At 69.4% G+C, this 17,451-nt stretch carries 16 protein-coding genes; 8 read left to right on the forward strand and 8 right to left on the reverse strand.

From position 1 onward, the window contains the following. Positions 1 to 10: 10 nt before the first annotated feature. Positions 11 to 1,588, reverse strand: a complete 1,578-nt coding sequence (locus tag EOJ32_RS12705; RefSeq protein ID WP_240542431.1) for a gamma-glutamyltransferase family protein — start codon at positions 1,586 to 1,588, stop codon at positions 11 to 13. A gap of 92 nt (positions 1,589 to 1,680) precedes the next feature. On the opposite strand from EOJ32_RS12705, the gene EOJ32_RS12710 reads away from it, so the two are divergent. Further along, complete coding sequence (locus tag EOJ32_RS12710; RefSeq protein WP_127898808.1) at positions 1,681 to 2,316, forward strand: GntR family transcriptional regulator; 636 nt, start codon at positions 1,681 to 1,683, stop codon at positions 2,314 to 2,316. 3 nt (positions 2,317 to 2,319) lie between these two features. Here the strand turns inward: EOJ32_RS12710 and EOJ32_RS12715 are convergent, their stop codons facing one another. Beyond that, the gene (locus EOJ32_RS12715) at positions 2,320 to 5,388 is read right to left on the reverse strand and encodes an efflux RND transporter permease subunit (protein WP_127898809.1); all 3,069 of its coding nucleotides are present in this window, start codon (positions 5,386 to 5,388) and stop codon (positions 2,320 to 2,322) included. Further along, complete coding sequence (locus tag EOJ32_RS12720; protein ID WP_164871442.1) at positions 5,385 to 6,494, reverse strand: efflux RND transporter periplasmic adaptor subunit; 1,110 nt, start codon at positions 6,492 to 6,494, stop codon at positions 5,385 to 5,387. The genes EOJ32_RS12715 and EOJ32_RS12720 overlap by 4 nt, the downstream gene beginning before the upstream one ends. Positions 6,495 to 6,679: 185 nt before the next feature. Between EOJ32_RS12720 and EOJ32_RS12725 the strand changes: the two genes are divergently transcribed. Next, positions 6,680 to 7,462 (forward strand): inositol monophosphatase family protein, encoded by a 783-nt coding sequence (locus EOJ32_RS12725; protein ID WP_127898811.1) that lies wholly within the window; start codon positions 6,680 to 6,682, stop codon positions 7,460 to 7,462. Here EOJ32_RS12725 and EOJ32_RS12730 read toward each other — a convergent pair. After that, positions 7,459 to 8,190, reverse strand: coding sequence for an FkbM family methyltransferase (locus EOJ32_RS12730; RefSeq protein WP_164871443.1), 732 nt, complete (start codon positions 8,188 to 8,190; stop codon positions 7,459 to 7,461). The two genes, EOJ32_RS12725 and EOJ32_RS12730, sit on opposite strands and share 4 nt — an antisense overlap. A gap of 195 nt (positions 8,191 to 8,385) precedes the next feature. Here EOJ32_RS12730 and ribA point away from each other — a divergent pair, with 195 nt between their 5' ends. The 5 genes from ribA to EOJ32_RS12755 are packed head-to-tail and all read left to right on the forward strand — an operon-like array spanning position 8,386 to position 12,499. Continuing rightward, positions 8,386 to 9,522 carry a GTP cyclohydrolase II gene (gene ribA, locus EOJ32_RS12735; RefSeq protein WP_127898812.1) on the forward strand — a complete coding sequence of 379 codons (1,137 nt, stop codon included), beginning with the start codon at positions 8,386 to 8,388 and terminating at the stop codon, positions 9,520 to 9,522. Next, positions 9,519 to 10,463, forward strand: a complete 945-nt coding sequence (locus EOJ32_RS12740) for a zinc-binding alcohol dehydrogenase (RefSeq protein ID WP_127898813.1) — start codon at positions 9,519 to 9,521, stop codon at positions 10,461 to 10,463. The genes ribA and EOJ32_RS12740 overlap by 4 nt, the downstream gene beginning before the upstream one ends. 13 nt (positions 10,464 to 10,476) lie before the next feature. After that, positions 10,477 to 10,872, forward strand: coding sequence for a 6-carboxytetrahydropterin synthase (locus tag EOJ32_RS12745; RefSeq protein ID WP_127898814.1), 396 nt, complete (start codon positions 10,477 to 10,479; stop codon positions 10,870 to 10,872). 2 nt (positions 10,873 to 10,874) lie between these two features. Then, positions 10,875 to 11,648, forward strand: a complete 774-nt coding sequence (locus tag EOJ32_RS12750; RefSeq protein WP_127898815.1) for a trans-aconitate 2-methyltransferase — start codon at positions 10,875 to 10,877, stop codon at positions 11,646 to 11,648. Positions 11,649 to 11,668: 20 nt separating this feature from the next. After that, positions 11,669 to 12,499, forward strand: coding sequence for a RibD family protein (locus EOJ32_RS12755; RefSeq protein WP_127898816.1), 831 nt, complete (start codon positions 11,669 to 11,671; stop codon positions 12,497 to 12,499). Here the strand turns inward: EOJ32_RS12755 and EOJ32_RS12760 are convergent. Both EOJ32_RS12760 and EOJ32_RS12765 read right to left on the reverse strand, forming a co-directional pair. Further along, positions 12,483 to 13,628, reverse strand: coding sequence for a CaiB/BaiF CoA-transferase family protein (locus EOJ32_RS12760; RefSeq protein WP_127898817.1), 1,146 nt, complete (start codon positions 13,626 to 13,628; stop codon positions 12,483 to 12,485). The two genes, EOJ32_RS12755 and EOJ32_RS12760, sit on opposite strands and share 17 nt — an antisense overlap. Further along, positions 13,621 to 14,829 carry an acyl-CoA dehydrogenase gene (locus EOJ32_RS12765; protein WP_127898818.1) on the reverse strand — a complete coding sequence of 403 codons (1,209 nt, stop codon included), beginning with the start codon at positions 14,827 to 14,829 and terminating at the stop codon, positions 13,621 to 13,623. The genes EOJ32_RS12760 and EOJ32_RS12765 overlap by 8 nt, the downstream gene beginning before the upstream one ends. Positions 14,830 to 14,935: 106 nt before the next feature. Between EOJ32_RS12765 and EOJ32_RS12770 the strand changes: the two genes are divergently transcribed. After that, on the forward strand, positions 14,936 to 15,826 hold the full coding sequence (locus EOJ32_RS12770; protein ID WP_127898819.1) for a LysR substrate-binding domain-containing protein: 891 nt from the start codon (positions 14,936 to 14,938) through the stop codon (positions 15,824 to 15,826). Here EOJ32_RS12770 and EOJ32_RS12775 read toward each other — a convergent pair. Continuing rightward, the gene (locus EOJ32_RS12775) at positions 15,813 to 16,283 is read right to left on the reverse strand and encodes a RidA family protein (RefSeq protein ID WP_127898820.1); all 471 of its coding nucleotides are present in this window, start codon (positions 16,281 to 16,283) and stop codon (positions 15,813 to 15,815) included. The two genes, EOJ32_RS12770 and EOJ32_RS12775, sit on opposite strands and share 14 nt — an antisense overlap. Then, entirely contained in the window at positions 16,280 to 17,449 is a 1,170-nt protein-coding gene (locus EOJ32_RS12780; RefSeq protein WP_127898821.1) for an amidase, read from the reverse strand. The genes EOJ32_RS12775 and EOJ32_RS12780 overlap by 4 nt, the downstream gene beginning before the upstream one ends. Between the last annotated feature and the right edge of the window lie 2 nt (positions 17,450 to 17,451).

The raw sequence follows: 17,451 nt of genomic DNA on the forward strand, positions 1-17,451 counted from the left end.
GTCCGTCTCCTTACAGGCCGATGGCCATGCCGTCCTTGCGGCTGTCCGACCCGCCTTCCAGCAGGCCGTCGCCGATGCGGATCGCCTGCGCCCCGCCCATCGGGCCGGTCAGGCGCTTGATGACATGGCCGCGCGCGGCCAGGTCGTCGCAGATGTCCTGCGGCAGGGTCGGCTCCACCTGCAGCACGCCGTCGGTGGCAAAGGTCCGCGGCTCGTCCATGGCCGCCTGCAGCGACAGGCCGCGGTCGATCACCGCCGACAGGAAGGCCGCGTGGCCCGCCGCCTGGTACTGTCCGCCCATCACGCCAAAGGGCATGACCGTGCGGTCGCCTTGGGTCAGCACGCCGGGAATGATCGTGTGCATCGGGCGCTTGCGCGGGCCGATCGCGTTCGGATGGCCGGGGATCAGACGGAACGACGCACCGCGGCTCTGGAACAGCACGCCGGTCGCGGGGTCCAGCCGCCCGGACCCGAAGCCGTGGAAGATCGAATTGATGAAGGACACCGCATTCCCCGCGGCGTCCACGACGCACAGATAGATGGTGTCCTTGTGCTCGGGCTCGTCCCACAGGGCCGGGGCCTGGGCGCGGGCCAAGTCGATGCGGGCGCGCAGGGCCGTGATGGCGGCCTCCGACATCAGCGCCTCGGTCAGGCCAGCGCAATGATCGGGATCACCCAGCAGTTCGTCGCGGTGATGATAGGCAAGCTTCGTCGCCTCGGCCTGGACATGGATGCGGTCGGCCACGGACAGCGCGGCCATGTCGAACCCCTCGATGATCTTCAGGATCAACAGCGCGGCCAGCCCCTGCCCGTTCGGCGGGCATTCATGGACGTCGAACCCGCGATAGCGGGCGCTGATCGGGTCGACCCATTCGGCGCCGTCGGTGGCATCCGCGAAATCCTGCTGGGTGTGCAGCCCGCCCAAGGATCGCAGATGCGCGACCATGCGTGCCGCGGTGTCGCCCTGATAGAAGGCGGCCGGACCATGGGCCGCGATCTCCTCCAAGCGGTCGGCCAGCAGGGGTTGGGCAAAGCGGGCGCCGGCATCCGGGACAGGCAGGAAATGCGCCGCCGCATGCGGATCGCCTGCGACGGTGGCCTGCCCTTCGGCCCAGTCCTGGGCGACGCGGGGGGTGACGGGAAACCCGTCGCGGCCATAGCCGATCGCGTCGCGGAACAGGCGCGACAGCGGCAGGCGGCCCAGATCGGCATGCAGGCGGCACCACGCGGAGATTGCGCCGGGCACGGTCACCGCATGCGCGCTGGTCTGGGGAATGGTGTCGGTCAGACCCGCGGCCTGCAGCGCCTCGACCGTCGCCGCGGCGGGGGCGCGGCCCGACCCGTTCAGTGCGCGCACCGGCCCGTTTGCCGGTGCATAAAGCGCAAAGCAGTCGCCGCCGATCCCGGTCATCAACGGGTCGACTACCGCCTGCACCGCGCTGGCGGCGATGGCGGCGTCGACCGCGTTCCCTCCCTCGGCCAGGATGGCCAGGCCCGCCGCGCTGGCCAGCGGGTGCGAGGTGGCGACCATCGCACGACCGGCAAGGGTGGACGGCCTGCGGCCCGACAGGAAATCGAATGCGGTCATGGAACAGGCTCTCCGGCGAGGAATCACATGGTCAAGCGGCTGCGGTATGTATACATGTTGCAGGCACAGGAATACAATTGACGGAATTCCCGATGCCTCCCATCCGTTCGGCCGATCAGATCCACGGTGCGCTTTCCGCGCAGATCATCGCGGGCACGCTGCGTCCCGGCGATCCGTTGGGAGAGACGACCCTTGCCGCGCGGTTCGGCCTGTCCCGGACCCCGGTGCGCGAGGCGTTGCAGCGGCTGGCCGCCGAAGGGCTGGTGGAACGCGGCCCCCGCCGGGCGTTCCTGGTGCGCCGCATGGGCAGCGACGCCCTGCGCCACCTGTTCGAGGCCCTGGCGGAACTGGAGGCGCTGTGCGCCAGCCTGTCCGCGCTGCGGATGACCCCGACCGACCATGCGCTGCTGGCGGGCATCCTGGACCGCGACGACCTGCCCGGCGCGGATTACGCCCAGGCCAACATGCGCTTTCACGAGGCCTTGCGCCAAGGCGCGGGAAACGCCGTGCTGGCCGACCTGCTGGCCGACCTGAACCGGCGCAGCCTGCCGTGGCGCAACGCGCAGTTCCAGGTCCGCGCGGCGCGCATCGAAACCTCGCGGGCGGAACATCGCGCGATCCTGAGGGCGATCACGGCGCGCGACGCGGATCGCGCGGCCGACCTGATGCGGGCGCATATGGGCACGTCGCTTGGCGTCATCCTGGAGATGATCGCGGGGCGGGACTGACCGCTATTCCGCGGGCTGAGGATCGGTTGCGGGCACGTCCCGGCGCCCGATCCGTTCGATCAGCACATAGATCACCGGCGTCAGCAGCAGCGTCAGCACGAAGGCCAGCGACAGCCCGCCCACGATGACCGCACCGATGGCGCGGCGGCTTTCCGCCCCCGCCCCCGTCGCGGTCGCCAGGGGCACGGCTCCCAGGATCGTGGCGATGGTCGTCATCAGCACGGGCCGCAGGCGCGTCACCGCCCCCTCGCGCGCGGCGGTGACCAAATCGCGGCCCTCCTCGCGCAGCTGGTTGGCAAACTCGACGATCAGGATGCCGTTCTTGGCCATGATCCCGATCAGCAGGATCATCCCCACCTGTGAAAAGATGTTCACCGACGCCCCCGTCAGCAGAAGCGTCGCCACCGCCCCCGCAAGGCCCAGGGGCACCGTCAGCATGATCGTCAGCGGCGTGCGAAAGCTCTCGAACTGCGCCGCCAGCACCAGGAACACGATCAGCAGCGCCATTCCGAAGACCGTCGCGACGCCGCCCTGGTTCTCCTGGTAATCCGCCGCCTGACCGCGCCAGACCAGCAGAGCGCCCGCCGGCAGCTCGGCCGCGGCCTGTTCGACAAGGGTGATGGCGCGGGCCAGGTCGGTCCCCTCGACCAGATCGGCCTCGGTGTTGACCGAGATCAGGCGGTCGTTCCGCGCGATCGACGGGACCGTGGCCCCGGTCGTGACGTCGGCAAAGGCCGACAGCGGGATCAGGTCGCCGCGCGTGTTGCGGATCAGCACGGACAGCATGTCCTGAACGCTGTCGCGGTCTTCGGGGGCCGCCTGCAGGATGACCGGGTACTGGCGGCCGTCGCTGGTGTATTCACCGACGGTGCGGGACGCGAACAGCACCTGCAGGGTCTGGGCCACGGTTTCGCTGTCCAGGCCAAGGTCCTGGGCGCGGGTGCGGTCGATGTCCAGCGACGCGCCCGGCTGGTTGGCCGCGTAATCGACCTCGATCCCGGACAGGCCCGGCGCATCGGCCAGTCGGGCGGCCACGTCCTCGGCCCACGCGGCGGCGCGGTCCAGGTCCGGCCCGCCGATGGACCAGCTGATGCTTCCGCTGCCGCCGCCAAGGCCCAGGCCACCAGACGGGCGGATCGAGGTCGACACCTCGGTCATCGCGGACAGTTGCGGGCGCAGGTCGGCCATGACCTCCTCCACGCTGACATCGCGGCCGTCCCACGGCGACAGGTTAACGAACAGCAGCGCCCGGCGCGCATTCGCGCCAAGCCCGACGATGGCGGTGACGTTTTCCACGATGCCCTGATCGCGCATCGGCTGGATCATCGCCTCGACCTTCCGGGTCGCCGCGTCGGTATATTCCAGGTTCGACCCCTGGGGCGCGTTCAGAATGATGCGGAAGCTGCCGCGATCCTCGTCCGGGGTCAGCTGGCGCGGCAGCGCCTGATAGACGGACACCGCCCCGGCGACTAGGAAGGCCGTGCCCGCCAGAATGACCACGGGCCGCGCGATCAGCACCCGCAGGATGCGGTCATAGCCGCGTTCCAGCCAGACGATGGCCCGGTTCATTGTGCGGGTCAGCAGGTTCGGACGATCTTCGCGCGGCATCACCCGCGCGGCCAGCACCGGTGACAGGGTCAGCGCGACAAGGCCCGACACGGCGACCGCAATGGCCAGCACGATGCCGAATTCCGCGAACAGCTGGCCCAGTTCCCCGTCCATGAAACTGACCGGGACAAAGACAGCAATCAGCACGGCGGTGGTGGCGATGACGGCAAAGCTGACCTGCCCCGCGCCCTGCCGCGCGGCCTCGGCCCGCGACTTGCCCATGGCGCGGTGGCGCTGAATGTTCTCAAGCACGACGATGGCGTCGTCGACGACCAGGCCGATCGCCAGGATCAACGCAAACAGCGTCAGGATGTTGATCGTGAACCCCAGGGCCAGCATCCCCAATGCGGCGCCCAAGGCCGATACCGGGATGGTCACGATGGGCACCAGCGACAGCCGCAGCGACCCCAGGAACAGGAAGATCACCGCCGTGACTAGGGCCACCGCCTCCAGGAACACCTTGAGGACCTGTTCGATCGAGCTTTCGATGAACACCGCCTCGTCCGTGGTGATGGTCAGCGCCATGCCGTCGGGCAGGGTGTCGCGGATGCGGTCCAGTTCCGCCCGGACGGCGGTCGAGATGGCGACGGTGTTCGACTGCGCCTGCGGCTGGACGCCCAAGCCCAGGGCCACGGTGCCGTTGGCGCGATAGATGGTCGTGGTGTCCTCGGCCCCCTCCTCGATCCGCGCGACGTCGCCAAGGCGCAAAGGGCGCCCGCCCTCGTCGCGCAGCACGACTTGGCGGAACACGTCGGCCGAGGTAAAGCGCGTCTGCGCCAGCACCTGCAGCTGTCGGGCGTTCGTCTCGATCTGGCCCGCGGGCAGTTCGACGTTGTTGGCCTGCAGCGCGCCGATGATGTCGCTGGTGGTGATGCCATAGGCGGCCATGCGCGACTGATCCAGCCAGATGCGCATCGACGGCGCGCGCTCGCCAAAGATCTGCGCATTGGCCACGCCGGGCAGGCGCGCCAGGCGATCGGTGATGAAGCGGCTGGCGTAATCGGACAGTTCCAGCGGCGTCATCGAGGGGCTGGACAGGGCCAGCCGGATCACCGGGTCGCCCTCGTCGTCGTTCTTTTCCACGCGGGGCGTGTCCGCCCCGTCGGGCAGGTCGTTCAGCACCCGTTCGACGGCGGCGCGCACGTCGTTGGCGGCGCTGTCGATGTCGCGTCCCGGATCGAATGTCAGCACGCTGCGCATCCGTCCCCGGTCAGAGCTGGTGCGCATGGCGGTCACGCCGCTGACCCCGGCCAGCGCGCCCTCGATCACCGTGGCCAGCTGGTTGTCGACCACATCGGGCGCGGCGCCGGTATAGTTCACGCGGACGCTGACCTCGGCCGCCTCGACCGAGGGCAGCTCGCGGACCGGCAGGCGGGTGATGGCCACCGCCCCGATCAGCACGATCAGCAGGTTGATGACGGTTGCGAAGACCGGGCGGCGCAGGGCGAAATCAGGGACGCTCATCCGTCGGCTCCGACCAGGGGTTCGGCGGCGGCGGTCCGGTCGGGGCGCGGCGTGGCGGTGACGACGGTGCCGGCGTCGACGCGGTGCAGGTTCGACACGATGATCTGGGTGCCCAGGTCCAGGCCCGCCAGGACCTCGACCAGGCCGTCGGATTGCTGGCCCACCTGGATGTCGGCCCAGGCCGCCTCGTTCCCCTGCACGATCAGGACACGCTGGACATCGCCCTCGACGCTCAGCGCGGATTCGGGGACCGCGGGGCGTTCGCGCTGATCCAGGACCAGCTCGACCTGCAGGAACATCCCGCCGGTCAGGGCGCGGTCGGGGTTCGGCATCTGCGCGCGCAGCGCGATCGACCGCGTGGCGGCATCGACCCGCGTGTCGATCAGGCTGATCGTCGCGTCGAAGACCCGGTCGGGCCAGGCCGAGGACCGCAGCTGGACCCCCTGCCCGACCGCCAGGCGCGGCAACAGCGTCTCGGGCACGCCGAAATCCACCTCGATCACCTCCAGGTCGTCCAGCGTGGCGATGGGGGTGCCGCTGTCCAGCATCTGCCCCTCGACCAGGTCGGTCAGGCCGATGACGCCGGAAAACGGCGCGCGCAGCAGGCGATCCTCCAGCAGGACCTGGGCGCGGTCGCGTTCGGCCTGGGCGCGCAGCTGGGCCGCGCGGGCGGTCTGAAAGGCGGCGTCCGACGACGATCCGCTTGCGTTCAGCTGTTCCTGGCGGGCAAAGGCGGCGTCGGCCTCGGCCAGGGTCGCCTCGGCGGCTGCCAGATCGGCCTGTTCGGCGCGGTCGTCCAGTTCCAGCAGGACATCGCCGCGTTCGACCTGTGCGCCGGGGCGAAAGGCGATGCGGGTGATGCGGCCGCTCGCCTCGGGCATCAGCTCGACCGCGCTGCGGGCACGTGCGGTGCCGACGGCGCGGACGCTGTCGACGAACCGCGCGGTCTGGACGGCCACGGTCTCGACCGGCACCGCCTCTCCGGCGCCGTCGGACGGGCGGCGGGCCTGTTCGGGTTCGCTCACCAGACGGTCCGACAGCGTCATGCCCCCGGCGGCCGCGGCGATGATCACGATGGCGCCGATGGTTGCCTTGACGAAGCGCATGGTCTGTATTCTCCCGTGACGGGCCTGGGGTCGGTCGGCCTCCTGCCGCCCTTGTCGCCGGGCGGTGCTGCGCGCAGATTGCCCCTTGGTGCGCATCGTGCAACTGATAATCCCGTGTAGGGGGCCTGATACGCCCCCGTTGCCTCCGCAGGGGGCATGCGGCCCGCCCCCTGAAAGGATCTCCGATGGGTACCACCGATGACCTGACCCTGGCGATCGACGCCGCCCATGCAGCCGGAGCGCTGCTGCAGGCGCACTGGAACGACCGCGACCTGCTGACCATCGACGCCAAGCGTCAGGGCGACTTCGTGTCGCAGGCCGACCACCAGTCCGAGGCGCTGCTGCGCGACCGCCTGCTGGGCGCCAACCCCGACGACGGTTGGCTGGGCGAGGAGACCGACGCCCGTCCCGGCCGGCGCCGTTGGATCGTGGACCCCCTGGACGGCACGACGAACTTTCTGCGCGGGATCGCGCATTGGGCGGTGTCCATCGCGCTGGAACAGGACGGGCAGCTGGTGCTGGGCGTGGTCCACGACCCGCTGAAGGCGGAAACGTTCAGCGCCATGACAGGGTCGGGGCTGCAGCTGAACGGGCGCCGCCTGGACCCTGCCGCGCCGCCGGGCTTTGACGCGGCGCTGTTCGGGACGGGCCTGCCGTTCGGCAACATGCCTTACATCGACGATCACGCGGCCGACCTGGCGCGGGTGCTGCCGGGCACGGCGGGGGTGCGCCGGATGGGTGCCGCGGCGCTGGATCTGGCCTATGTGGCTGCCGGGCGGCTGGACGGGTTCTGGGAACGCCGCCTGCGTCCCTGGGACATCAGTGCCGGTCTGGTCCTGGTCCGCGAGGCCGGGATGCGGGTCGAAGGCTGGACCCCCAACGAACGCCCCGAGGAGACGGGGACCGTCATCACCGCCCCGGTGCCGATCTTCGACCGACTGGCCGCGGCGCTGCGTGCGGACCGCTAGGCCAGCCGCGCGTAAAGATCGCCCGACCCGCCCTGCGGGTCGAGGCCCTTCAGCCAAGCGCGCACGGCATCCGCGTCGCGCCAGTCGTCCCACAGGAACCCGCCCGCCTCGCCAGTCACCGGATTGAAGCGGTAGGGGCCCAGATCCTGCAGCCGGTCGATCACCGCCAGCGTCCGGTCGCGGAACGCCGGCAGGTATTCGACCGACAGCATCGGCAGCGGCTGGCCCAGCCCGGACAGCACGTCCAGTTCGAACCCCTCGACGTCGATCTTGACGAAATCGGGCAGGCCATGCGCCGCGATCAGCGCGTCCATGGTGGTCATCCGCACCTCCTGGCTGCGGTCCCACCGGACATGCTCGAAGCCGGGGGCAGCGGCCGCCTCGGCCGCAAAGCTGGTGCTCAGCGACGACACCGTCGGATGCAGCGACGACACCGCCATGCGGGCCACCGTCTCCGTCGGGCCCACGGCCTGCTGCACCAGCACGATGTCGCGCGGCAGGCTGCGGCGCAGAAAGCCCGCGAACGGCTCCTGCGGTTCGCAGGCCACGACCCTCGCCCCGGCGGCCCGCATGGCGCGCGCCCGGCTGCCCACATGCGCGCCGATGTCGAAGGCCAGGTCGCCCGGTTGCAGCAGCCCGCCGTAGAACGCCCGCAGCTGCCTGCGCCGCAGCGGATTATAATAGATGGCAAGCGACCGGATCAGCCCCAGATAGGCACGCAGTTGCATCGGGTATCCTCAGGTTTGAACGGTCGCAGCCTAGGGCCATCGGCGGCCCGCGTCCAGAAAACCGGGGCGTGCCGAAATGCCGCGCGAAACTTTGCGACATTCTGCCACAACGCCGCAACCTTTGCGGAACTGCTACGTGTTTCAAGACGTTGCGACTTGCGTGACACCTCAATTTGCAGGGACGAAGGTTGACCAATGCACGTATTTCCCCCGACCACCCCCGCTGCGCTTTCGGTCACCGCGACCGGTGATCCGCTGGCGCTGCGCACGGCCGAACGGGTTGCGCGCATGGTCTCCGACCTCAGGCTTGGCCTGCCCGTCGTGCTGCTGGGCGAGCCTGCCGCTGCACTGATCCTGCCGGTCGAGACGCTGTCGCCGGAACGGTTCGCGGCCCTTGGTTCCGGGGGCGAACTGGTGCTGACGGCCCGTCGCGCGGACGCCCTGCGCCATCGTCCCCACGAGGGTGAGGTCGCCCTGATCCCGGTTCCCGCCGGCGCGCGTCTGGACTGGATCCAGGCGCTGGCCGATCCGTCGCGCCAGATGCCCGCATCGGCCGCCGTGCCCCAGGCACCGCAGCACGCCCCAGCCCCGCTGCACCGCGCCGCCATCCGTCTGGTCAAGGCGGCCGAACTGCTGCCCGCCGTTCTGGTCGTGACCGGCCCCGATGTCGTCGAGACCGCCCTGCGCAACGATCTGGGCATCCTGGCCGCCGATGACGTCCTGAACCAGATCCTGCTGCCCCGCGATCCCCGCCCCGTGTCGGATGCCCGCGTGCCCATGCTGGCGGCACGAAACGGACGGCTGCACGTGTTCCGCGCGCCCGACGGCGGCCCCGAGCATTACGCGGTCGAGGTCGGCACACCCGATCGCAGCCAGCCGGTGTTGGTGCGCCTTCATTCCGCCTGCTTCACCGGCGACGTGCTGGGCAGCCTGAAATGCGATTGCGGCCCGCAACTGCAAGCCGCCCTGAGCGCTATGGAAGCGAACGGGACCGGCGTCCTGCTATATCTGAACCAGGAAGGCCGTGGCATCGGCCTTGCCAACAAGATGCGCGCCTACAGCCTGCAGGATCAGGGACTGGATACGGTCGAGGCCAATCACCGCCTTGGGTTCGAGGATGACGAACGCGATTTCCGCACCGGCGCCGCGTTGCTGCGCCAGATGGGGATCGGCCGCGTGCGCCTGATGACCAACAACCCCGCCAAGATCGCCCGCCTGGACAGCGAGGGCATCGAGGTCGTAGATCGAGTCGCGCTCAAGGTTGGCCGCGGCCCCGAGAACACCCGCTATCTGGACACCAAGGCGCGCAAGTCGGGACATCTGCTGGCATGACGGCCCGCGCACTCTGGTGCACCGCACCGGGCGAGGCGCAGTTGCGTCCCGCGCAGGTCGGCGACGGCATCCATGTCCGCAGCCTGTTTTCCGGCATCAGCCGGGGCACGGAACGGTTGGTCCTGTCGGGAAAGGTGCCGTCCAGCGAACATGACCGCATGCGCGCGCCGTTCCAGGAAGGCGACTTTCCGTTTCCGGTCAAGTACGGCTATGCCAATGTCGGTCAGGCAACCGACGGGGCGCTTGCCGGTCGCATGGTCTTTTCGCTGTTCCCCCACCAGACCGAATTTCGCCTGCCGGAGGATGCGCTGATCCCGCTGCCCGACGCACTGCCGCCTGAACGCGCGATCATGGCCGCGAACATGGAGACCGCGCTAAACATCCTGTGGGACAGCGGCGCGGGCGCGGGTGACCGCATCGCCGTGGTCGGTGGTGGGCTGGTGGGATTGCTGACGGCCTCTCTGGCCGCGCGACTGCCGGGGGCCGAGGTTACGGTGATCGACCCCCTGCCCGATCGAGCCGCCATCGCGCGCGACCTGCGCTGCGCCTTTACAACCCCCGATGATGCCCCCGGTGATCAGGACGTGGTGATCCATACCAGCGCATCGCAAGCCGGGCTGGTGCTGGCGCTGTCCTTGGCCGGGCCGCAGGCCACCATCGCCGAAGCCAGCTGGCACGGCGCCGAACAGGTGGCCCTGCCCTTGGGCGGCGCGTTCCACAGCCGACGCCTGCGCATCGTCAGCACGCAGGTGGGCGGGATCCTGCCCGACCGTGCGCCGCGCTGGACCTATCGCCGCCGCCTGACCAAGGCGCTGGACCTGCTTCGCGATGCGCGGCTGGACGCCCTGATCTCGGGGCAGACGGCGTTTGCCGACCTGCCCGACGCCTATCCCGGCATTCTGGCGGACCCCGCCACGCTGTGCCACCGCATCATCTACTGACCTTGGAGACACCATGTTCGCCGTCGAAGTCCGAGACCACATCATGATCGCCCATTCCTTCCCCTCGCCGACCTTCGGTCCGGCACAAGGGGTGCATGGCGCGACATTCACCGTAGACTGCGCCTTCTTCGCCGCCGAGATGGATGATGAAAGCCTGGTCGTCGACATCGGCCTTGCAACCGAAGCCCTGGCCGAGACGCTGGCTCCGCTGCGCTACAAGAACCTGGACGACATTCCTGAATTCGAAGGGAAAATGACTACGACCGAATTTCTGTGCAAGCATATCTTCGATCAGATGGCCGGCACCGTGCGGGCCGGCGGGCTGAAGGATGGCGGCCGCGTCAAGAAGCTGCGCGTCCTGCTGCACGAAAGCCACATGGCCCGCGCCTGGTACGAAGGGGATATCTGAGCATGGGGTTCTCGGCGGAATGGCTGGGCCTGCGCGAACCCGCCGACATGGCCGCCCGCGACGCGACCCTGATGGCGCAGGCGGCGGTTCTGGCCGGGCCGGACCCGGTCGTGCTGGACCTGGGCTGCGGTACCGGATCGACCCTGCGCACGCTTGGCCCGCATCTGCCCGACAATGCCCGCTGGCACCTGGTCGACAACGATTCAGCCCTGCTGGAGCGCGCGGCGACCGAGGCGCCGGGCCGCGCCACCGTCCACCAGCTGGACCTGCGCGACCTGAAGGGGCTGCCGCTGGATGGCGTGACGCTGGTCACGGCATCGGCTCTGCTGGACCTGATGCCCGCTGACTGGATCGCCGCGCTGGCCACGCGACTGGCCGATGCCGGCGTGCCGTTCTATGCGGCGCTGTCCTATGACGGCATCATGACGTGGGATCCGGCGCTGCCGCGCGATGCGGACGTCACGCGGGCGTTCAACGACCATCAGCGCGGCGACAAGGGGCTTGGCCCCGCGCTTGGGCCCGATGCGGCCGTGACCGCCACGCAGATCTTCCGTGACGCGGGCTTCGACGTCCACACCGGCCAAAGCCCGTGGCGGATCGGCCCCGATCAGGCCCCGCTGCACCGCGCCCTGGTCCAGGGCATCGCCGAGGCCGCATCCGAGACCGGCCTGTCCGTCGCCACCGATTGGGGCCGCAGCCGGATCGCCATGGCAGGCGACAGCCGTTGCCTGATCGGGCATCATGACATGCTGGTCCTGCCCCCCGGCACGGCCTGACACCCAGAGGAGGACCGCCCATGCATGCCGTCGACGTCACCCCTCGGGTCTGGGACCGGCTTCTGTCGGTCCGCACCGGCCAGGCCTGCGCCTGCTGCGGTCGGTTCAGCGCCGGCGAACGCGCGGCGCTTGACCTCTATGCGCCGGTCGCGCGACGCGATCTTGGTCCGGTCACGATCGCGCAGATCGGACAGTCGCTGGACGGGCGGGTCGCGACGGCCACCGGCGATGCGCGTGATGTGTCCGGCCCCGAAGGCCTAGCCCATCTGCACCGCCTGCGCGCGCTGGTCGAAGGGGTGGTGATCGGGGTCAAGACCGCGCTGCACGATCAGCCGCGCCTGACCGTACGCCTGTGCAGCGGCCACAACCCTGCGCGCATCGTCATCGACCCGCGCGGGCGGCTGCCCGACGATGCGCTGGTGCTGATGGCGGATGGTGCGCGGCGGATCATCGTCACCGGCGTAAACCGCCCCCGCGCCCCGGGGATCGAGGTCTTGCGCCTGCCCGCCCCGGATGGACGCCTGGACCCGGCGCAGGTGCTTGAAGGCTTGCGGAACATGGGCCTTGGATCGCTGCTGATTGAGGGTGGCGGCATCACCATCACCGGTTTCCTGGAGGCTGGCCTGCTGGACCGGCTGCAGGTGTCGATTGCACCGCTGATCATCGGATCAGGGCCGCAGGGGCTGACCAGCCTGTCCCCGGTGGACAAGCTGAAAGATGCGCTTCGCCCGGACACGCGCGTCTTCGGCATGGGCAGCGACATCGTCTTCGATTGCGCCTTTGGCGATCAGGCGGCGCGGGCGATCCTGCCGCTGCATGCGCCGCAGCCGCTGGTCACCGCCGCCAGCTAAACGAACCCTCGCCCAGGGCCGGGGCGGCACCTTCTGCTACCGTCGGGCTGCGAGACAGGGTGATGGGCGTGCGCAACCCCGCGATGCCCTCGGGCGACACGACCATGCCCCGCGCCTGCGCCTGCGGGTCGGACAGCGCCTCGGACACACGGTTGATCGGACCTGCAGGCACTCCGGCCGCGGTCAGCGCCGCGATCAGGTCGGCGCGGTCGCGCGATGTCATCGCCCGCGCCAGGGTCGCGCACAGCACCTCGCGCCCCGCCACCCGCTGCGCATTGGTGGCCAGCGTCGGATCATCCGCCAGCGCAGGCAGGTCCAGCGCCAGGCACAGCGACCGGAACTGACGGTCGTTCCCGCAGGCGACGATCAGATGGCCGTCCCGCGCCGGAAAGACCTGATAGGGCACGATGTTCGGATGGGCATTGCCCAACCGCGCGGGTTCGACCCCGCCCAGCAGATGGTTCGCCGCCTGATTGGCCAGCACTCCCACCGCGCAGTCGAACAGCGCCAGATCGACCTGCTGCCCCCGCCCCGACCGCGCCCGCTCCGCCAGCGCCGCCTGGATGCCGATGACACCATAGAGGCCGGTGAAGATATCGATCCAGGCCACGCCGACCTTCTGCGGATCACCTGCAGGATCGCCAGTCAGCTCCATGATGCCGCCCATGCCCTGGATCATGAAGTCATATCCCGGCTGGCTGGCGCGCGGCCCGGTCTGCCCGAAGCCGGTGACCGAAGCATAGACCAGTCCCGGATTGCGCGCCGAAAGCGTCGCGTAATCCAGCCCGAACCGCGCCAGGCCACCCGCCTTGAAATTCTCGATCACCACATCGGCGCCGTCGATCAGCGCACGCAGACGCTCCACATCGCCCGCATCGTTGAAGTCGCAGGTGACGCTGGTCTTGCCGCGGTTCGTGGCGTGGAAATAGGCGGCGACCGTCTCCACCGTGCCGTCGGCGCGGGGACGGTCGATGAAGGGCGGGCCCCAACGGCGGGTGTCGTCGCCTTCGGGGGCCTCGACCTTGATGACCTCGGCGCCCAGATCGGCCAAGGTCTGGCCGATCCAGGGACCGGCCAGGATGCGCGCCAGTTCGACGACGCGCAGGCCGGAGAGCGGGCCTTCAGGCAAAGGCCTGCAGCCCCGTCTGCGCGCGGCCCAGGATCAGGGCGTGGACGTCATGCGTGCCCTCATAGGTGTTCACCGTCTCCAGGTTCTGCGCGTGGCGCATGACGTGATATTCGGCCTGGATGCCGTTGCCGCCATGCATGTCCCGCGACATCCGCGCGATATCCAGCGCCTTGCCACAGTTGTTACGCTTGATGATCGAGATCATCTCGGGCGCGAAGCGGCCCTGATCCATCAGGCGACCGACGCGCAAGGACGCCTGCAGGCCCAGGGCGATCTCGGTCTGCATGTCGGCCAGCTTCTTCTGGAACAGCTGCGTCGCGGCCAGGGGCCGGTTGAACTGCTTGCGGTCCATGCCATAGCGATGCGCGCGGAACCAGCAATCCTCGGCCGCCCCCATCACGCCCCAGCTGATGCCGTAACGCGCGCGGTTCAGACACCCGAAGGGACCGGACATGCCGCTGACATTGGGCAGCAGCGCGTCCTCGGACACCTCCACGTTCTCCATGACGATCTCGCCGGTGATGGAGGCGCGCAAGCTCAGCTTGCCGCCGATCTTGGGCGCGCTGAGGCCCTTCATGCCCTTCTCCAGGACAAAGCCGCGGATCTTGCCGCCATGCGCCTCGGACTTGGCCCAGACCACGAAGACATCCGCGATCGGGCTGTTCGAGATCCACATCTTGGCCCCGTTCAGCACATAGCCGCCCTCGGTCTTGGTCGCGCGGGTCTTCATGCCGGCGGGGTCGGAGCCTGCATCCGGTTCGGTTAGGCCAAAGCAGCCGATCCATTCGCCCGATGCTAGCTTCGGCAGGTACTTCATCCGCTGCTCCTCCGACCCATAGGCATGGATCGGGAACATCACCAGGCTCGACTGCACCGACATCATCGACCGGTAACCGCTGTCGATCCGCTCGACCTCGCGCGCGACCAGGCCGTAGGCCACATAGCCCGCGCCGACCCCGCCATATTCCTCGGGGATGGTCACGCCCAGAAGGCCGCTGGCACCCATCTCGCGAAAGATCTCGGGGTCGGTCTGCTCGGACAGATAGGCGTCGGTGACGCGCGGGGCCAGCTTGTCGGCGGCAAAGGAGGCGGCGGTATCGCGGATCATGCGCTCATCCTCCTCCAACTGGTCGTCCAGCAGGAAGGGGTCCTCCCAGGCAAAGGCCGTACCCTTGTGATCGACGGTTGTCTTGTCCAGCATGGCGATGGGTCCTGCATGTGATGACTGTTGGACACAGGGTAACCCGGCACGCGTCGCATGAAAAACGCTATTTCCTCATGCGTTCATGCATTCTATGAATGATCTCATGCGCCAACGTCGGTTCCTGCCCAGCCTGTCCCAACTTATCGCCTTCGAGGCGGTGATGCGCCACGGGTCCGTCACCGCCGCCGCGGACGAGCTGCACCTGACGCAAAGCACCGTCAGCCGGCTGGTCGCGTCACTGGAACGGCAGCTGGGCAAGCCCCTGTTCACCCGCGACCGCAAGCGCCTGACCCCCACCCCCGAAGCCGTGACCTATGCCGCGTCCGTCACCCAGGGGCTGGACGTGATCCAGCGGGCCAGCATGGGGCTGATCGCCAATCCGGGCGGGGGCGTGCTGTCGCTGTCGGTGCTGCCGACCTTTGCCACGCGCTGGCTGGCGCCGCGGATCGGACAGTTCCTGTCGGACAATCCCGGCATCTCGATCAACCTTTCGACCAAGATACAGCGTTTCAGCTTTGCCAGCGAAGCCTTTGACGCGGTGATCTTCTTCGGCCAGCCCGACTGGCCCGACGCGCATCACCTGCGGCTGTTCGACGAACGCCTGACGGCCTGCGCCTCGCCGCAGATGCTGGCGCATCATCCGGTGGCGCATCCCTCGGACATGGCGGGCCTGCCCCTGCTGCAGCTGGAGACGCGGCCTTCGGGCTGGTCCGCGTGGTTCGCGGCCCAGGGCGGCACGCCGCCGGCTGTGTCGGGCATGGTGATGGACCAGTTCTCGATGATGATCCAGGCGGCGATCGCGGGGCTTGGCGTGGCGCTGCTGCCCAGCTATCTCGCCCAGCCAGAGATCGACGAGGGCCGCCTAGAGCCGATCCTGCGCGCAGGCGTTCCCGGCGAGGGCGCCTATTGGCTGGCATGGCCCGACCGCCGTCAGGGTGACCCGGCCTTTGCCCGGTTTCGCACCTGGATCGCGGATCAGGTCACGGCGGGGTAAGCTCGACGATCGCCTCGATCTCGACCAGCGCGTTGGCGGGCAAGGACGCCACGTTGACCGCGGTGCGGGCATGGCGTCCCGCATCGCCCCACAGGTCGATGAACAGCTGCGACGCACCGTTCACGACCGCCGGTCCATCGCCATAGCCCGGCGGCGCGGCGACGAACCCGCCCAGCCGGATCACCTGCGACACCCGTGACAACGAGCCAGCCACCGCGCGGATCGAGAACAGCAGGTTCAGCGCGCACATCCGCGCCGCCGCCTGCCCGTCCGCCATATCAAAGCCGGGACCGATGGGGCCGAAATACTGCGGCACCCCCTCCCATTCGCAGATCTGGCCCGACAGGAACAGCAGGTTGCCGCTGACCTTGCCGGGCAGAAACAGCGCCCGCGACGGGGCGGATGGCGGCAGCGCGTGGCCCAGGTCGGCCAGGCGCGTCTCTATGGGACAGGTCATGCGGCCTCCTGCGGTTGGCGGGACAGTTGGCAGGCCAGCGCGATCAGCGACAGGTCGGACCCGCGCGGCCCTATCAGCGACAGGCCGAACGGCGCACCGTCGACGGTTCCGGCGGGAAACACGACCTGCGGCAGCCGCGCCATGCCAGCCACGCACAGCAACCGCTGCGCATCGTGACGAAAGCCGTCGAACACCGCTTGGGGCGCGTCCAGGCGGAACGGCGCGTCATGCACGACCGGGGCCAGCAGGACGCCATTCGCGCCAAGCAGGGCGTCCATGTGCCGCGCGAACGCCTCGCGCGCGCCGCGACCCTGGGCGATCTGGTCGGGGGTCAGCGCGTCGGCCGCGTCGGCGCGCCCGTCGATGCCGCGCACCAGCGGCATGCGCGAGGCCCGGATGAAGGGCAGGATCGTTTCCTTGGCATTCGCCGTGACCGCGGTCAGGAACGTCGCATAGGCCGCATCCACCCCGTCGGGATAGACACTTACCCCGCGTGCAGGCAGATGTCCGAACCCGGCCTGCCAGACCGCGCGCGCCTCAGGCCCCAGCAGGGCCAGCATGTCGGTAGGCACCATCAGGTCCGGCGCGGTCACGGGGGCTGCATCCGCGACCAGCGCGGCGGCGGCACGGGCCAGCACCATCCCGTTGCGCGCGAACAGCCCGCAGGCGTCGAAGCTGGGCGCCAGCGCCATCGCGCCCGCCATCGGGATCAGGCCGTGTGTCGGCCGCCACCCCCATGTCGCGCAAAAGCTGGCCGGTGCGCGGACCGAGCCGCCGGTATCCGACCCGATGGCGATGTCGGCCAGCCCGCCCGCCACCGCAACCGCCGACCCCGACGACGACCCGCCGGGAATGCGGTCCGGGGCGGCCGGGTTCACGGGCGTGCCGAAATGGGCATTCATGCCGTACATGGACCACGCCAGTTCGTCCGTGTGAACCTTGCCCACAAAGCGCGCGCCGGCATCCAGCAGGCGCTGGACGCAGGGGGCGGTGTCCGCGTGAACCGGGCTTTCCGCCAGATACAGCGGACACCCCGCCCCGGTGCGGTATCCGGCGACGTGATAGATGTCCTTGACCGCAAGGGTCAGGCCCGACAGCGGGCCCTGGTCCGCATGGGGAACCGGGACGGGCGGATAGGGCAGAAAGGCGTGCCAGGGGTCGGTCATGA

Source organism: Paracoccus sp. Arc7-R13, assembly GCF_004010775.1.
GTDB lineage: Bacteria > Pseudomonadota > Alphaproteobacteria > Rhodobacterales > Rhodobacteraceae > Paracoccus > Paracoccus marcusii.

What these genes read in the sequence shown, in the direction of transcription:
- EOJ32_RS12755 (WP_127898816.1), top strand. Translation starts at nt 11,669, where the DNA reads ATGCATGCCGTCGACGTCACCCCTCGGGTCTGGGACCGGCTTCTGTCG.
- EOJ32_RS12775 (WP_127898820.1), bottom strand. Translation starts at nt 16,283, where the DNA reads ATGACCTGTCCCATAGAGACGCGCCTGGCCGACCTGGGCCACGCGCTG.
- EOJ32_RS12720 (WP_164871442.1), bottom strand. Translation starts at nt 6,494, where the DNA reads ATGCGCTTCGTCAAGGCAACCATCGGCGCCATCGTGATCATCGCCGCG.
- EOJ32_RS12725 (WP_127898811.1), top strand. Translation starts at nt 6,680, where the DNA reads ATGGGTACCACCGATGACCTGACCCTGGCGATCGACGCCGCCCATGCA.
- EOJ32_RS12750 (WP_127898815.1), top strand. Translation starts at nt 10,875, where the DNA reads ATGGGGTTCTCGGCGGAATGGCTGGGCCTGCGCGAACCCGCCGACATG.
- EOJ32_RS12765 (WP_127898818.1), bottom strand. Translation starts at nt 14,829, where the DNA reads ATGCTGGACAAGACAACCGTCGATCACAAGGGTACGGCCTTTGCCTGG.
- EOJ32_RS12705 (WP_240542431.1), bottom strand. Translation starts at nt 1,588, where the DNA reads ATGACCGCATTCGATTTCCTGTCGGGCCGCAGGCCGTCCACCCTTGCC.
- EOJ32_RS12740 (WP_127898813.1), top strand. Translation starts at nt 9,519, where the DNA reads ATGACGGCCCGCGCACTCTGGTGCACCGCACCGGGCGAGGCGCAGTTG.
- EOJ32_RS12770 (WP_127898819.1), top strand. Translation starts at nt 14,936, where the DNA reads ATGCGCCAACGTCGGTTCCTGCCCAGCCTGTCCCAACTTATCGCCTTC.
- ribA (WP_127898812.1), top strand. Translation starts at nt 8,386, where the DNA reads ATGCACGTATTTCCCCCGACCACCCCCGCTGCGCTTTCGGTCACCGCG.
- EOJ32_RS12730 (WP_164871443.1), bottom strand. Translation starts at nt 8,190, where the DNA reads ATGCAACTGCGTGCCTATCTGGGGCTGATCCGGTCGCTTGCCATCTAT.
- EOJ32_RS12745 (WP_127898814.1), top strand. Translation starts at nt 10,477, where the DNA reads ATGTTCGCCGTCGAAGTCCGAGACCACATCATGATCGCCCATTCCTTC.
- EOJ32_RS12715 (WP_127898809.1), bottom strand. Translation starts at nt 5,388, where the DNA reads ATGAGCGTCCCTGATTTCGCCCTGCGCCGCCCGGTCTTCGCAACCGTC.
- EOJ32_RS12710 (WP_127898808.1), top strand. Translation starts at nt 1,681, where the DNA reads ATGCCTCCCATCCGTTCGGCCGATCAGATCCACGGTGCGCTTTCCGCG.
- EOJ32_RS12780 (WP_127898821.1), bottom strand. Translation starts at nt 17,449, where the DNA reads ATGACCGACCCCTGGCACGCCTTTCTGCCCTATCCGCCCGTCCCGGTT.